Origin of the sequence: Lactiplantibacillus sp. 30.2.29 (assembly GCF_018991255.1) — a bacterium.
Taxonomy (GTDB): Bacteria; Bacillota; Bacilli; order Lactobacillales; family Lactobacillaceae; genus Lactiplantibacillus; species Lactiplantibacillus pentosus.
This window is the reverse complement of record NZ_JAGYGU010000002.1, coordinates 188,665-203,839: the sequence shown is the minus strand read 5'-3', so window position 1 is coordinate 203,839 and position 15,175 is coordinate 188,665. Positions and strand designations below refer to the sequence as shown.

14 protein-coding genes are annotated in these 15,175 nt (G+C 49.7%); 13 read left to right on the top strand and 1 reads right to left on the bottom strand.

Annotated elements, in window-relative coordinates; genetic code table 11:
- The first annotated feature begins 283 nt into the window (after nucleotides 1–283).
- The 13 genes from purE to KGF65_RS02200 all read left to right on the top strand — a co-directional run bounded on the left by purE (nucleotide 284) and on the right by KGF65_RS02200 (nucleotide 13,605).
- Nucleotides 284–766 carry a 5-(carboxyamino)imidazole ribonucleotide mutase gene (purE, locus tag KGF65_RS02260; RefSeq protein ID WP_050339689.1) on the top strand — a complete coding sequence of 161 codons (483 nt, stop codon included), beginning with the start codon at nucleotides 284–286 and terminating at the stop codon, nucleotides 764–766.
- The gene (gene purK, locus KGF65_RS02255) at nucleotides 750–1,880 is read left to right on the top strand and encodes a 5-(carboxyamino)imidazole ribonucleotide synthase (RefSeq protein ID WP_050339687.1); all 1,131 of its coding nucleotides are present in this window, start codon (nucleotides 750–752) and stop codon (nucleotides 1,878–1,880) included. The genes purE and purK overlap by 17 nt, the downstream gene beginning before the upstream one ends.
- Before the next feature lie 2 nt (nucleotides 1,881–1,882).
- Nucleotides 1,883–2,614, top strand: coding sequence for a phosphoribosylaminoimidazolesuccinocarboxamide synthase (gene purC, locus KGF65_RS02250; protein WP_101873047.1), 732 nt, complete (start codon nucleotides 1,883–1,885; stop codon nucleotides 2,612–2,614).
- Between the two features lies 1 nt (nucleotide 2,615).
- Nucleotides 2,616–2,870, top strand: coding sequence for a phosphoribosylformylglycinamidine synthase subunit PurS (gene purS / locus KGF65_RS02245; RefSeq protein ID WP_101873048.1), 255 nt, complete (start codon nucleotides 2,616–2,618; stop codon nucleotides 2,868–2,870).
- Nucleotides 2,870–3,550 carry a phosphoribosylformylglycinamidine synthase subunit PurQ gene (gene purQ, locus KGF65_RS02240; RefSeq protein WP_088770896.1) on the top strand — a complete coding sequence of 227 codons (681 nt, stop codon included), beginning with the start codon at nucleotides 2,870–2,872 and terminating at the stop codon, nucleotides 3,548–3,550. Before purS ends, purQ begins: the two co-directional genes overlap by 1 nt.
- Nucleotides 3,543–5,762, top strand: a complete 2,220-nt coding sequence (gene purL, locus KGF65_RS02235) for a phosphoribosylformylglycinamidine synthase subunit PurL (RefSeq protein ID WP_088770897.1) — start codon at nucleotides 3,543–3,545, stop codon at nucleotides 5,760–5,762. Before purQ ends, purL begins: the two co-directional genes overlap by 8 nt.
- The gene (purF, locus tag KGF65_RS02230) at nucleotides 5,747–7,201 is read left to right on the top strand and encodes an amidophosphoribosyltransferase (RefSeq protein ID WP_088770898.1); all 1,455 of its coding nucleotides are present in this window, start codon (nucleotides 5,747–5,749) and stop codon (nucleotides 7,199–7,201) included. The genes purL and purF overlap by 16 nt, the downstream gene beginning before the upstream one ends.
- Entirely contained in the window at nucleotides 7,198–8,223 is a 1,026-nt protein-coding gene (purM, locus tag KGF65_RS02225; protein ID WP_101873049.1) for a phosphoribosylformylglycinamidine cyclo-ligase, read from the top strand. The genes purF and purM overlap by 4 nt, the downstream gene beginning before the upstream one ends.
- Complete coding sequence (gene purN / locus KGF65_RS02220) at nucleotides 8,216–8,794, top strand: phosphoribosylglycinamide formyltransferase (RefSeq protein ID WP_216747966.1); 579 nt, start codon at nucleotides 8,216–8,218, stop codon at nucleotides 8,792–8,794. Before purM ends, purN begins: the two co-directional genes overlap by 8 nt.
- 1 nt (nucleotide 8,795) lies before the next feature.
- Entirely contained in the window at nucleotides 8,796–10,328 is a 1,533-nt protein-coding gene (gene purH, locus KGF65_RS02215; RefSeq protein ID WP_216747965.1) for a bifunctional phosphoribosylaminoimidazolecarboxamide formyltransferase/IMP cyclohydrolase, read from the top strand.
- Between the two features lie 17 nt (nucleotides 10,329–10,345).
- Nucleotides 10,346–11,587, top strand: coding sequence for a phosphoribosylamine--glycine ligase (gene purD / locus KGF65_RS02210; protein WP_216747964.1), 1,242 nt, complete (start codon nucleotides 10,346–10,348; stop codon nucleotides 11,585–11,587).
- Nucleotides 11,588–11,761: 174 nt separating this feature from the next.
- Nucleotides 11,762–12,427, top strand: coding sequence for a methionine synthase (locus KGF65_RS02205; protein ID WP_088770902.1), 666 nt, complete (start codon nucleotides 11,762–11,764; stop codon nucleotides 12,425–12,427).
- A gap of 278 nt (nucleotides 12,428–12,705) precedes the next feature.
- Nucleotides 12,706–13,605, top strand: a complete 900-nt coding sequence (locus KGF65_RS02200; RefSeq protein ID WP_216747963.1) for an NAD(P)H-binding protein — start codon at nucleotides 12,706–12,708, stop codon at nucleotides 13,603–13,605.
- Between the two features lie 169 nt (nucleotides 13,606–13,774).
- Here KGF65_RS02200 and KGF65_RS02195 read toward each other — a convergent pair whose 3' ends face one another.
- Nucleotides 13,775–15,058, bottom strand: a complete 1,284-nt coding sequence (locus tag KGF65_RS02195) for an NCS2 family permease (RefSeq protein ID WP_101873054.1) — start codon at nucleotides 15,056–15,058, stop codon at nucleotides 13,775–13,777.
- Nucleotides 15,059–15,175: the final 117 nt, after the last annotated feature.

Here is a 15,175-nt window from a genome sequence, read left to right as displayed (position 1 = left end):
GCTTGAAAGCTTCTTTTTTTGTGCAATCAGGGATTGTTCGGTAATTATAATATTAATATTATTATGGCGAGCCCTGAGAAGGGGTGGAAGATGATTCGCTAAAATAGCTTTAAATTAACTAAAATAGCGGTTTATGTTGGAAAATGAAGAAATATTAGCAAAATTGTGTCGGATAATAACACGAACATTAAAACGTTAATTAATCAATAAAGTTAAGAAATTCGTTGACAGCGGACCAGCTGGTTGCTAAACTAATGGTGAAAACAGAGAAAGAGGGATCGTGATGGCAAAAGTTGGGTTAGTGATGGGATCAATTTCGGATTGGCCAACGATGCAATTGGCCGCCGAACGGTTAACAGCAATGGGTGTTTCGTACGAACGCCACGTCATTTCGGCACATCGGATGCCGCAGACGTTGCAGACGTACGGCGAACAGGCTGCTGAGCGGGGACTACAAGTCATTATTGCGGGTGCCGGTGGAGCGGCTCATCTTCCTGGAATGTTGGCTGCCAATACTGTTCTTCCAGTCATCGGGGTGCCAATTAAGACGAAGGCGTTGAACGGGGTCGATTCATTACTCTCAATCGTTCAAATGCCAGCGGGGGTTCCCGTAGCCACGATGGCGATCGGAGAGGCCGGTGCCAAAAACGCCGCTTTGATGGCCGCTCAAATTATTGGGCTACGCGAGCCAGCAGTCCAACAAGCAATCAGTGATTTTCGAGACAAACAACGTCAGGAGGCTGAGCAAAGTGAACGCCAGTTTTAAACAGCCGATTTTACCACCAGCCACCATTGGCATCGTCGGTGGGGGGCAGCTTGGACAGATGATGACACTAAGCGCCAAAGCGATGGGCTATCAAGTTGGTGTCTTAGATCCGACGCCCAAAGCGCCAGCCGCTCAAGTCGCGGACTTTCAAATTGTTGCGGCTTATGATGACGAGGCCGCCTTACTCGATTTAGCGCGGCGGAGTGATGTGTTGACCTATGAATTCGAGAACGTTGATGAGACGGCCTTGAAGGCGGCTCAAGCATACGCCCAATTACCACAGGGAACCGAATTACTGCATATTACGGGTGACCGGCTGAACGAAAAACAATTCTTACATGACCATGGCATTCCAGTCACACCATTTGCACCAGTCAATGACCGTCAATCCTTGAATTATGCGTTAAACCGGGTCGGAACCCCGGCCATTCTCAAAACGGCGGCGGGCGGTTACGACGGCCACGGCCAAGCTGATTTAGCATCAACGACCATTACACCGGAAGCGGAGGCGCTGCTCGCCCATCCTTGTATTTTGGAAGCACGCCAAGAATTTCAGACGGAAGTTTCGATGATGGTGACGCGCAGTGCAGCGGATGTCGTGACGACCTTCCCACTCGTTGAAAACCAACATCAACATCATATTCTGCACACCACGATTGCCCCGGCGAACGTGCAAGCCAGTGTCCACGCCGCTGCGCGTAAAATCGCGGTTTCAATTGCTGAGGCACTTGAATTAAGAGGGGTTCTCGGCATCGAATTCTTTGTCTTACCAGATGACACTTTAATTGTGAATGAGTTAGCGCCGCGACCCCATAACTCGGGCCACTATACGATTGAAGCTTGCAATATTTCGCAATTTGAAGCACATATTCGTAGCATTTGTGGGTTGCCGATTCCCGCTGTGGTCCAGACTAGTCCGGCAGTGATGCGTAACTTACTGGGCGATGATTTGACACTTGCTCGGCAGCAGTTGATCAACCATCCCGAATGGCATTTTCATGATTACGGCAAGGCGGCGATCAAGTCGCAACGGAAGATGGGCCACGTCACCGTGTTAAATCACAATATTGACGCAGCATTGGCATCAGTTTCAATTCTGAAAGGGGAACAATGAGTATGACGGCAGCGATTGAAAAAGAAACGTTATTATACACGGGTAAAGCGAAGGAAATGTATACCACTAACGATCCAGAAATTCTCTGGGTCGAATACTTAGATCAGGCGACGGCACTGAATGGCAAACGGAAGGTCCCCATCGATCAAAAAGGTCGCTTGAATAATCGAATCTCCAGCTTGATTTTCAAAGATTTAGCTGCGCATGGAATTCCCAATCACTTTATTGACCAACCAACTGATTACGTTCAGCTAGTTAAACGGGTCACGATGATTCCGTTAGAGACCGTCGTTCGTAATGCGGCATCAGGTAGTTTTGAACGGAAATTTGCCGTGGCCCACTTGACGAAATTCCCTGAACCGGTGTTGGAATTCTTCTACAAGAGTGACGCGCTCGATGATCCCTTTATCAATGACTCACAAATTCACGCGTTAAATATTGCCACGCCAGAAGTGGTCGCGGAAATCAAGCGTCAAGCCTTGCAGGTCAATCAGCGGTTGACGACTATCTTTGCGGCCATGGGCGTTCAATTGGTTGATTTTAAAATCGAATTTGGTTTAACGGCAGCGGGTGATGTGCTGCTGGCGGATGAAATTTCACCAGATAGTTGTCGACTAGTTGATCTGAAGACCGGTGCCTCGTTGGACAAGGATGTCTTTCGTAAGAACTTAGGCGACTTAACGTCGGTATATCAGGAAGTGTTAGCACGGTTAGCGACCGTCGAGGAGGATTAACATGTACTTAGTAAAAATCTATGTCACCTACAAACAATCAATCTTGGACCCCAAGGGCGAAGCGATTCACGATGCCTTGCACCGGCTGGGGTATACGAATGTTGCGGATGTCGAGCTCGGTAAATATTTCGAAGTCAAACTTGAAGCTGACGAACGGCCAATCGAACCTGAAGTCGATGAAATGTGTGACCGGTTGTTAGCTAACGTCAATATGGAGACGTACCGTTACGAAATCACCGAGATGGAGGCCCTGTAATGATGAAATTTGCCGTACCAGTCTTTCCTGGTTCGAACTGTGACCACGATATGGTCAACGCTTTGCGTGATGTCTTAAAGGTTTCGGCGGATTTGATCCCAGCAACTGCGACTTCGCTAGCGGATTACGATGCCGTCGTTTTACCCGGGGGCTTCTCGTACGGTGATTACTTACGCAGCGGTGCAATCGCTCGCTTTGCGCCAATCATGGCAGCGGTGATTGAATTCGCTAACGCCGGCAAGCCGGTTATTGGTATTTGCAATGGTTTTCAAGTGCTGACTGAAGCGGGCTTATTGCCGGGCGCACTCCAGTCTAACCGCTCCGCCAAGTTTATTTGTCAAGATAGTACCCTAAAAATCGTTAATGGGGATACGGCCTTTACGCGAGCATATGGCGCAACAACTGAAATTACGCTGCCGATTGCCCATGGCGAAGGCAACTATTATTGCGATGAGGACACATTGGCACAATTGCGCGCTAATCACCAAATCGTCTTTGAATACGTCGATAACCCGAATGGGAGTACCGCGAACATCGCCGGCATCACCAATCAGGCCGGCAACGTGCTCGGTATGATGCCGCATCCAGAACGGGCAGTTGAAATGATTTTAGGGTCAACGGATGGTTTAGGACTATTCCAATCAATTATCGCGAGTCAAGAGGAGGTCGCCCATGCTTAAGAAGCAACCATTATCACCCACGGATGTCCGTGATTCAAAAGTCTATCGGGACTGGGGATTGACTGATGCGGAATATCAGATGCTGACCGATGACGTGCTGGGGCGGTTGCCTAACGAAACTGAAACGGGACTGTTTTCTGGCATGTGGAGTGAACATTGTTCTTATAAAAATTCCAAGCCGGTCCTGAAAAAATTCTGGACGCAAGGTGAACAAGTTTTGGAAGGCCCTGGTGAAGGTGCCGGAATCATCGACATTGGTGACGGTCAAGCCGTGGTGTTCAAAGCAGAAAGTCACAATCATCCGTCCGCAGTCGAGCCTTATGAAGGTGCAGCTACCGGTGTCGGTGGGATCATTCGCGACATCTTCTCGATGGGCGCGCGTCCAATTGCCTTACTCGATAGCTTGCGTTTTGGTGAACCGACTGATGCACACACGAAATATTTGATCTCACAGGTCGTTGCCGGAATTGGCGGTTATGGCAACTGTATCGGGATTCCAACGATTGGTGGCGACACGGTCTTTGATTCGAGTTACCAGAAAAATCCGTTAGTGAACGCGATGTGTGTCGGTATTCTTAATCAGGCTGATATTCAAAAGGGACAAGCAACTGGGATTGGCAACGCCGTAATTTATGTCGGCGCCAAGACCGGCCGCGACGGTATCAATGGGGCGTCTTTTGCTTCTGCGGAATTCAATGATGCCAATGAAACCCAACGTTCAGCGGTCCAGGTCGGTGATCCGTTCATGGAAAAACTGTTGATGGAAGCTTGTCTGGAAGTGATTCATGACCACGCCGACGTGTTGATTGGCATTCAAGATATGGGAGCTGCTGGATTAGTTTCATCTTCGGCTGAAATGGCGTCGAAGGCCGGCAGTGGGTTAACGCTTAACCTGGATTTAGTGCCGCAACGTGAAACGGGTATGACGCCGTTTGAATTGATGCTCTCTGAATCACAGGAACGGATGCTGTTGTGTGTGAAGGCTGGGGCCGAAGCGGAGATCTATCAAGTCTTTGAAAAATATGGTCTGGACGCGGTCACAATCGGTAAAGTGACGGATGGTCATCAGTATCAATTATTCCACCATGGTAAGTTAGTAGCAGATGTGCCCGTCGATGCACTCGCAACCAAGGCCCCCGTTTATCAACGAGAAAAGAAGCGGCCGACACGCTTGAACCATCAGAGTCATCATCAATTTATGCCTCGAATCGTTGACGCGACGGGGACGCTGAAGAAGATGCTCCAGCAACCCACGATTGCCTCCAAAGCGGTGCTGTATAACACTTATGACTCACAAGTGCAGACCAATACCGTTGTTAAGCCTGGATCAGATGCCGGTGTGATTCGGATTCGTCATACGGATAAGGCGTTAGCCATCACCACCGACGTAAATGGGCGTTACTTGTACTTGAACCCACGGGTCGGTGGCGAGATTGCGGTGGCGGAAGCTGCTCGTAATATCGTGGCTTCCGGTGGTCAACCATTAGGGATTACCGATTGCTTGAATTACGGTAATCCGGAAAAGCCCGAACAATTTTACGATCTGGATGAATCTGCGATGGGAATCGCCCGGGCTTGCCAATTATTTAATACGCCGGTGATTTCCGGTAACGTGTCACTGAATAACGAGTCGAATGGGGAAGCCATCTATCCAACACCGATGATTGGGATGGTCGGACTGATCAAGCACCAACGTGACATTACGACCAGTGACTTCAAGCACGCTGGCGATGCCGTCTACGTGCTCGGAACGACCGCCGCTGATTTTAACGGTAGTGAATTGCAAAAGATGCTAACTGGAACGATCAAAGGCGAGCTGTTCGACTTTGACCTGGTCACTGAGAATCGCAACCAGCGCTTGTTGTTGACGGCCATCCAAAAGGGCTTAGTTGCCAGTGCCCACGATGTCTCAGAAGGGGGCTTGATCGTCACCATTGCGGAATCTTGCTTTGGCCAGAATCTGGGGGTCGATTTAACGAGTAGTGAACCGGCAGCCAACTTCTTTGCCGAAACGCAATCGCGCTTTGTGATTTCAGTGACGCCTGATAATCAAGCGGCGTTTGAACAATTAATGGAACCCTACGTCACGTATCTTGGGAAAACGACGGACGCTGACCGGCTACTGGTCAAGACGGCCGACCAAGCATTTGATTTGAAAGTTAGTTTTGCCAAACAGTTGTGGGAAGGGGCTTTACCATGCCTACTGAAGTAAAAAGTTTGAATGAAGAGTGTGGGGTCTTCGGTGTTTGGGGTTCACCAGATGCCGCCCAGCTCACGTATTTTGGCCTCCACGCCTTGCAACATCGTGGTCAGGAAGGTGCCGGCATTACGGCTAATGACCATGGCAAGTTACGTACAGAGCGGGGCCTCGGATTATTAGCGGATGTTTTCCGTGATCCGCGGCGCCTCGAACAGTTGACCGGACAAGCTGCTGTGGGCCACGTCCGTTACGCGACGGCCGGCAATCACGGATTAGAAAACATTCAGCCGCTGAGTTTTAATTTTAGTGATTCGCAGTTTGCACTTGCCCATAACGGTAATTTGACGAATGCGGTCACGTTGCGGCGGAACTTGGAACAAAACGGCGCAATTTTTCACGCTAGCTCTGACAGTGAGATTCTAATGCATTTGATTCGACGCAGTCCCGCAGCAACTTTGACCGAACAAGTCAAGGATGCGCTACGTCAGATTCATGGGGGCTTTGCCTACTTACTCTTGACTAACGATCGTTTGATTGCGGCACTCGACCCGAATGGTTTGCGGCCGTTGGTAGTTGGACAACTGCCAACCGGGGGCTACGTGGTTTGTAGTGAAACATGCGCGTTAGATACGATTGGGGCAACTTTCGTGCAGGATGTGCAACCTGGTGAACTCCTGACGATTGACGATAATGGCCTCACCATCGACCATTACACGACCGATACGCAGTTAGCGATTTGCTCGATGGAATTTATTTATTTTGCGCGTCCGGATTCCGATATTCACGGCGTCAACGTGCATTCCGCCCGCAAGCGAATGGGGGCTCGCCTGGCAGCGGAACAGCCCGTCGACGCGGACATTGTCGTCGGGGTGCCGAACTCGTCACTATCGGCCGCAACCGGTTACGCAGAAGCGAGTGGTTTACCTTATGAAATGGGCCTGATCAAGAATCAATATTCAGCGCGGACGTTTATTCAGCCGACCCAAGCGTTGCGTGAACAAGGCGTGCGGATGAAACTCTCGGCGGTTAAAGGGGTCGTCGCGGGCAAACGGGTCGTCTTGATCGACGATTCGATCGTTCGTGGCACAACGAGTCGCCGTATCGTTAAATTATTGAAAGACGCCGGTGCCAAGTCAGTCCACTTGCGGATTGCGTCACCGCCATTACGCTACCCATGTTTTTATGGCATCGATATTCAGTCGACCAACGAACTGATTGCGGCTCAACAGACGATCAATCAAATGTGTACGACGTTTGGTGCGGATTCCCTGGGCTTTCTAAGCGAACAGGGTGTGATCGATGCCGTGGGGTTGGACACGACTGAACCATACGGTGGGCTGTGCATGGCCTACTTCAATGGCGATTATCCAACGGCATTGTATGATTACCAAGCCGAATATGATGCGGAGATTGCGCAATTACAAGCCAATCATGAAGGGGTGATCAAGTGAGTGATGCGTATAAGCGCGCTGGTGTGGATATTAACGCGGGCTATGAAGTCTTAAAGACGGTCAAGCGAATGAGTGGGAATGCACAATTGGGGGCTTTTGGGGGCTTATTCCCGTTAGATGCGAAGACAACTGGCAATGAACCAGTGCTGGTTGGGGGCACGGATGGCGTTGGGACCAAGTTACTAGTGGCGATTGCTGCTAATCAGCATACGACGATCGGTATTGACTTGGTGGCAATGTGCGTAAACGATATTTTGGCACAGGGCGCCACGCCGCAGTTCTTCTTGGACTATTTAGGCCTGGGACATACCGACCAGGCGCGCGTCAAAGCGATTCTTTCAGGCGTTGTCACGGGGTGTCAGCAGGCGCATACCGCACTAATTGGGGGCGAAACCGCTGAGATGCCGGACATGTATGGCGAACAACACTACGACTTAGCGGGTTTTGCAGTCGGTGTCGCTAATCGCGCGGACTTGTTGTCACCGACGAATGTCACAGCTGGCGACGTGTTGATTGGGTTACCATCCAACGGTTTGCATTCCAATGGTTTCAGCCTGGTCCGTGACATCTTATTCAAACAGCATGACTATCAACTGACGACGGTCTTTGAAGAATTGGGACATGATTTGCAGACTGAACTACTACGGCCAACCACGATTTATGTCGATGCTGTTCAACCGTTATTGCAGCAAAAACTCATCGCAAGTATTGCGCACATCACGGGTGGTGGCTTGATTGAAAACGTGGCGCGGGCGTTACCAGCAGGCTTGAGTGCCCACTTGAAACAAGAGACATGGCCGGTTCCACCAATCATGCCGTTACTGGCGAAATTAGGCGACTTGACGACATCAGATTTGCGGTCGACCTTTAATTTGGGACTTGGGATGGTGCTTATCGTTCATCCCGAACAGGTGAATGCCGTGACGGCGAACTTGACGGCTAACCACCAAGCCTACTATCAGGTTGGAACGGTTCAAGCAGGGGATACTCCGGTCGTTTTCGAGGAGGCTAAGCATGCTTAAACAGATTGCTGTCTTCGCTTCTGGCAACGGCACGAATTTCGTCGCCCTACATCAAGCGACTGCTGCGAGACAACTACCGGCAACGATTGCGTTACTCGTTTGTGACCAAGCGCAGGCACCGGTGATTGCCAAGGCGCGTGCGTTGCAAGTGCCAGTCCTCATCGTTGATTTTCATGACTATGCGAATAAGGCTGCAGCTGAGGAAATTATCCTCACGGCACTGCAAGCGCGCCAAATCGACGCGGTTTTACTGGCCGGTTACATGCGGATTATCGGCTCGACCCTATTGACCGCGTATCCGCATAAAATTATTAATCTTCACCCAGCGTTACTGCCTAAATTTCCTGGTCGTCATGGCATTGAAGACGCCTTTGCAGCCGGTGTCAGTGAGACTGGTGTGACGATTCATTATATTGATGCGGGCATCGATACCGGTCAAATCATCGCACAACGGACAGTTCCCGTTAAAAGTGATGATACGTTAGCGACTTTGGCAACTAGAATCCATGATTGTGAGTACCAATTTTATCCAGACGTTCTACAGACACTCATTAATGAAGGAGCAATTTAAAATGACAAAACGTGCGTTGTTAAGTGTTTCTGATAAGCAAGGATTAACTGATTTTGCGAAGGGGCTGGTCGCCTTAGACTATGACCTCATTTCGACCGGTGGGACTAAAAAAGCGCTTGAAGCTGCTGGTATCCCGGTTACTGGCATCGAAGCAGTTACCGGCTTTCCAGAAATGCTTGACGGTCGAGTTAAGACGCTCCATCCCAAGGTTCACGCCGGCTTGCTAGCGCGCCGCGATGTGCCCGCTCACATGGCCCAACTCGCTGAAGCAGGGATTGAACCGATCGACATGGTCGTTGTTAATCTATATCCATTTAAGGCAACGATTCAACGGCCAGATGTGACTCAAGCCGAAGCTATCGAGCAGATTGATATCGGCGGTCCGTCCATGTTACGTTCAGCTGCTAAAAACTTTGCGGCAGTACTACCGATCGTTGATCCACGGGATTATGACCAAATTTTGGCAGCACTGCAAGCAGATGAAGTGACGCCAGAATTACGGCAGCGATTAGCGGCAAAAGTCTTCCAGCACACTGCGGCGTATGATGCCTTAATTGCGCAATATTTGACGACTGAAGAATTTCCAGAGAAACTGACGTTGACTTATGATAAAAAGCAGGCGCTACGGTATGGTGAAAACAGTCATCAACAAGCGGCCTTTTATGAAAATGCATTGCCAACCAACTTCTCGATTACTGGCGCGCAACAACTTCATGGTAAGGAGTTATCCTACAACAATATTAAGGATGCTGATGCCGCGTTGCGGATGGTCAGCGAGTATCAACAGCCAGCCGTCGTCGCGATGAAACACATGAATCCATGCGGTGTTGGTCTCGGGACGACCATTGAAGAAGCGTGGGACAAAGCTTATGAAGCCGACTCCATCTCGATTTTCGGTGGCATTATTGCCTTAAACCGTCCCGTGGACTTAGCAACTGCTGAAAAAATGCACGCGCTCTTCTTAGAAATCATCATGGCACCAAGCTTCGATGACGATGCCTTTGCGGTCTTGGCGAAGAAGAAAAATCTGCGGTTAATGACGGTCGATTTTGACCAAGCCCACACCGCTGATAGGTTCGAAACGATTTCAGTCGGTGGCGGCTTACTCCGTCAAGAAGTGGATGCTGCTTTTGAAACACCAGCTGATTTTACTGTCGTGACCAAGACCCAACCAACCGAAGCGCAACTGCAAGCGTTGGCGTTTGGCCAACAAGTGGTCAAGCACGTGAAGAGTAATGCGGTCGTGGTGACAACTGCGGACCGGACGCTCGGGATTGGATCCGGTCAAATGAACCGGATCGATTCGACTAAGATTGCGATTGAAAAAGCGATGTCTAAAGCTGGCTATGAAAATGCTATTTTAGCCTCGGACGCCTTCTTCCCGATGGATGACTGCGTGGAATATGCAGCCCAACACGGTATCCGGGCCATCGTTCAACCCGGTGGTAGTATTCGGGATAAAGATTCAGTTGCAATGGCAGACCGGTATGGCATCGCGATGGTCACAACTGGTGTGCGGCACTTCCGGCATTAATGAAAGGGGTGGCAAGGATGGCGAAAGTATTAGTTGTTGGCGGTGGTGGTCGTGAACACGCGATTGCTAAGGCGATGTTAGCAAGTCCACAAGTGGGTACGGTCTATTGTGCGCCAGGTAATCCCGGCATGGTCGCGGATGGGATTCAAACGATTGCGATTGATGAACTCGATTTCGCCGGATTGGCCGATTTTGCCCGCGCCAATCTAGTGGCAGTGACGTTTGTTGGTCCAGAAGTGCCCTTGGCAGCCGGTATCGTGGATTATTTTCAGGCAGCCGGGCTAGCCATTTTTGGCCCGAATCAAGCCGCGGCCCAACTAGAAAGTTCGAAAGTTTTTGCCAAAGACTTCATGCAACGTCACCAAGTTCCGACAGCCGCTTATCAGCAATTTCACGAGCTCGCGCCAGCATTGGCCTACAGTCAGCAACAGTCATTACCTCAAGTTATCAAGGTCGATGGTCTGGCGGCTGGCAAGGGTGTAACGGTGGCGACGAGTTACGAGCAGGCTGCGACTGCACTCACTAACGCTTTTGAAAACAGTTCGACGGTGTTGATTGAAGATTACGTCGATGGGTTTGAATTCTCACAGATGGTCTTGGTCGGCGGGGACCGTTATGTCTTATTATCGACGGCGCAAGACCATAAACGACTACAGGACCATGACCGCGGCCCCAATACGGGCGGCATGGGCGCTTATTCGCCAGTGCCCCAAATTACGCCGGCCGTTATCCAGCAGACGGTTACCACGATCGTCGAGCCGACGATTGCTGGTTTGAAGGCAGACGGGTTGAGTTTTGAAGGCGTGATTTACGTCGGTGGCATTTTGACGGCTGACGGTGTTCAAGTGATTGAATATAATCTGCGGCTCGGTGACCCGGAGACTCAAATCCTCTTACCACAATTACAAAGTGATTTCTATCAAGTCATCGTTGATTTGCTTCAGCATCGGCAACCACATGCTGAATGGCAAACGGTATCCAGTTACCTTGGTGTCGTGTTGGCGGCACCAGGTTATCCTGGAAAAGCCCAAGCCGGTGTGCCAGTCCCCACTTTAGCCGGGGCGGATTACGCGAGTGTCGCCGGTACGCCTGACCAACTAGTGAGTGCGGGTGGCCGGGTCATGATGGTGACGGCCAGTGCCGCTAGTCTGGCAGGCGCACAAAAGGCTGTCTATCGACAAATTGATCAACTGGCTGTCGGTGACCTGATTTATCGCCATGATATTGGGGCTAAGGGGATTGCGGCAACCACTGATTAGTGCTTGACAATCACGGCGTTCCATTCTATGCTTAACCCATTACTTAAATTCGACATTAAATTAAGGGTTGGGTGCGTCATGCCAATCTTGAAATCATCCTTTTTTAAGCAGAATTAAAAGGGATGATTTTTTATTTTTGAACGATCGACAACCAGTTTTGGAGGCTAGGCTTGCATGGAAATTGGAACCTTGATGGCAATGGTAAAGCGACACGTTCGGCAACGGCAAGCGACAGTCAGAAGGCGGGGACAGTTGCGCCGTCACATCACCATGTCCACGATCAGTGCAGCTGGATTTACTAAGATTGAGGATGCCATTTTTATTGAGCAACTGAAAAAGCCGATTAACAACGCTAAAATTTGCCCGAATAATTGGTGGCATCTCAACTTTTTCTGGGAATTACAAGGGATCAGTCGAACGTCGGCCGCCCAGGTGCCCGCGTTGTCTTTGAATGGCAAAATCAGTGGCATCAATCATCCGGCCGTCGCACATTTTGAATTCATGCGTGAGCAAGTGAGTGATGGCGACGCCGATAAACAAATTTTGCCAGCACCAGCCCTATGTTTGGCTGAGCTCAAACGTCCGGATAATGCGGTGGCCGTTAGTCGCGTCTATCAATCAGATACTGAGCTCGTTCATGACTTAGCCAGCGCGTACCATCAAATCATGACTGACTTATACCACGCCGGTGCCCGTCGGATTCAGCTGAACAACGGGCACCAGTCTTCGGATAAAATTACCGAACTCAGTGCGCAAGTCAGTCGTGAAGCTGTTCAGAATTTACCGGCCGATTTATGTGTGAACTGGCACGTGGCCCAGGGGCACTATTATTCGGCGTAAGCGCTGGTAATGGGGTGCTTGAACCGATTGGAAGTGAGACTGGTATTCAACGGTTGGTGAGTTGATCATAACTGCAGAATAATGATAATAGTGCGCGCGACTGAGGTATTTGCTTTTGGTCGCGCGCACGTTTTGATTATCACTGATTCTGGTTTGTCGTGTGAAGCCGATTGTTGGATAGGCACTGGCAGCCCCAGTGATTGACTGTGTTTTGGTGAACTTTTATAATCAGTAGGGAATTTAAAAACGATGAAGACGAGAGTAGAGGATTAGTACAGATGAAAATTGTTTTAACTGGCTCATTAGGTCGGATCAATCAAACTTTGGTGCCCAAGTTGGCACATGCCGGGCATGACGTGACGGTCATCAGTCATAATGCTAGCCGTAGCGGACTGATTAAGGTCTTTCGGGCGACCCCCGCAATCGGGAGTATTACGGACGAGGCCTTTTTAACGCAAACGTTTAAGGGCGCGGACGTGGTTTACTTGATGTTGACCGGCATCATGGCGAGTGAGGATATTCATGCCGCTGCGACCCAGCAAGCCGAAACTTACGCGGCGGCGATCAAGGCGGCTGGTGTTAAACGGGTCGTCAACTTGAGTAGTGTGGGGGCCGATTTGGGTCCTGAGGTCGGGTCGCTTTATATGTATCACTTAATTGAACAAACACTGATAACTGCTTTGCCGGACGTAGACATCACGTTCATTCGCCCAACTGCGATGTATTACAATTTATTGAGCAGCGTGCCAACCGTTCGCAAGAGTCATCGTATTTATACCAATGCCAGCCTAGAGGTCAAAAACGTTTGGGTGGCACCCGTCGATGTGACGACCGTTCTGATTCAAGCACTGACAAAACCGACGACGGGGCAGACGGTGACCTACGTGGCCAGCGATGAGCAGACTTACTTAGAAGTGGCGTCAGCACTTTCTAAGACGCTCAAAATGCCAGATTTGCGGGTCTCACAAGTACCAGATCAAGTGATGCAGGATCATCTGATTACGGCTGGTGCACCCGCAGCCTTTGCACGAGAATATGTCAAAACGGTGGCCTACCAACGCGATCACGATTTTTATGCGGATTACCGCGCCCATCAACCGCGTTTAGGTGAGGTCAAGATGGCGGATTTTGCGCAGGTGTTTGCTGAAGATTATCGGAATCGACAGGTCATTAAGTAACCATCGGGCTCAGAAGTTAACTGTGGTTGTCGTTTGGACAAGGACGATCTGACTTCATTTAGCTTGTCGCCAGTAAAATAATCGAAAAGCTGAGTGGTGAAATCGAAGACGATTTTCACCACTCAGCTTTTTAATTGACCATCATATTGATGATGATGACGCGCTCAACCTAGGCTACAAAGGCAAAATAAAGGATGAAGACGACCATCATCGTCCACATCAGCGCGTTAACCTCACGCCAACGACCTTTGACCGTCATCGTGATTGGATAGAAGATAAAACCGACTGCTAATCCTTCTGAAATACTGTAGGTCAACAGCATCATAATCATTGTGAAAAAGGCGGGGACGGCAATTTCAAACTTGGTCCAGTCGATGTATTGGACATTTGAAAGCATCAAAATACCAACGATAATTAGCGCAGACGCAGTAACGGCGGAAGTGATCACCGTTAAGACGGGTGAGAAGAAGGCCGCAATCGCGAAGAGCACAGCGACGAAGACTGACGACAAGCCGGTCCGAGCACCAACGGCCACGCCAGAAGTCGATTCTACGTAAGCGGTCGTTGGGGAAGTCCCAAAGATTGAGCCCAGCGTTGTTGCTAAGGCGCCACTAAATAGGGCTTTACCAACACCTTTGACTTCACCAGATTCTTTATCGACCATGCCGGCTTCAGTTGCGACACCGACGAGGGTACCCGACGTATCGAAGAGGCCAATAATGAAGAAGGTCAGTATGACGATAATCATTTGAAACGAGTTAATGTTACCGATATGTGTGATAGCTTGGCCAAATAATGGTTGCACGCTTGGAACACCACTGACGATTCCAGATGGCATTGGGATAATCCCAAAAATCATCCCAACCGCGGCAGTAATAAACATACCCCAGAAAATACCACCGGTCACATTAGCGGTCACCAGCATGATGCCCACGATGATCCCAAAAATAGCGAGTAAGACGGTGGGATTATGCAAATTACCCAGTGCGACGGCGTTTGACTTGTCCGCCACAATGATGCCAGAAGTCTGGAGTCCAGAAAAGGCAATGAATAATCCAATCCCGGCCGAAACGGCATACTTTAGTGCGCTTGGAATTAAATTAATTAATTTATCGCGCAACTTTGAGAGGGTTAATAGGATAAATAAAATCCCAGCAACGAAGACACCGGCCAGCGCCGTTTGCCACGGAATATGCCATTCTTGGACGACCGTGTATGTGAAGAAGGCGTTTAACCCCATACCAGGTGCGAGGGCAACGGGAAAGTTAGCGACTAGTCCCATTAACAGACAGCCACCGATCGCCGCCAGAACAGTCGCTGTAAAGACTGCAGTTTTATCCATTCCTGCGCTACCCAATAGTTCGGGATTTACAGCTAAAATGTAGGACATTGCTAGAAAGGTGGTTAGACCACCAATCAACTCACGTCTGACAGAAGTGCGGTTTTCCCGCAGATGAAATATATGTTCTAGAATAATGACCCACTCCTAAAATTAATAAAAAACTAACAATTCAACAATTGTCTAGTATAACATACTGCTTTTTCAGGGAACAGGGGGAGTTGATTTAGT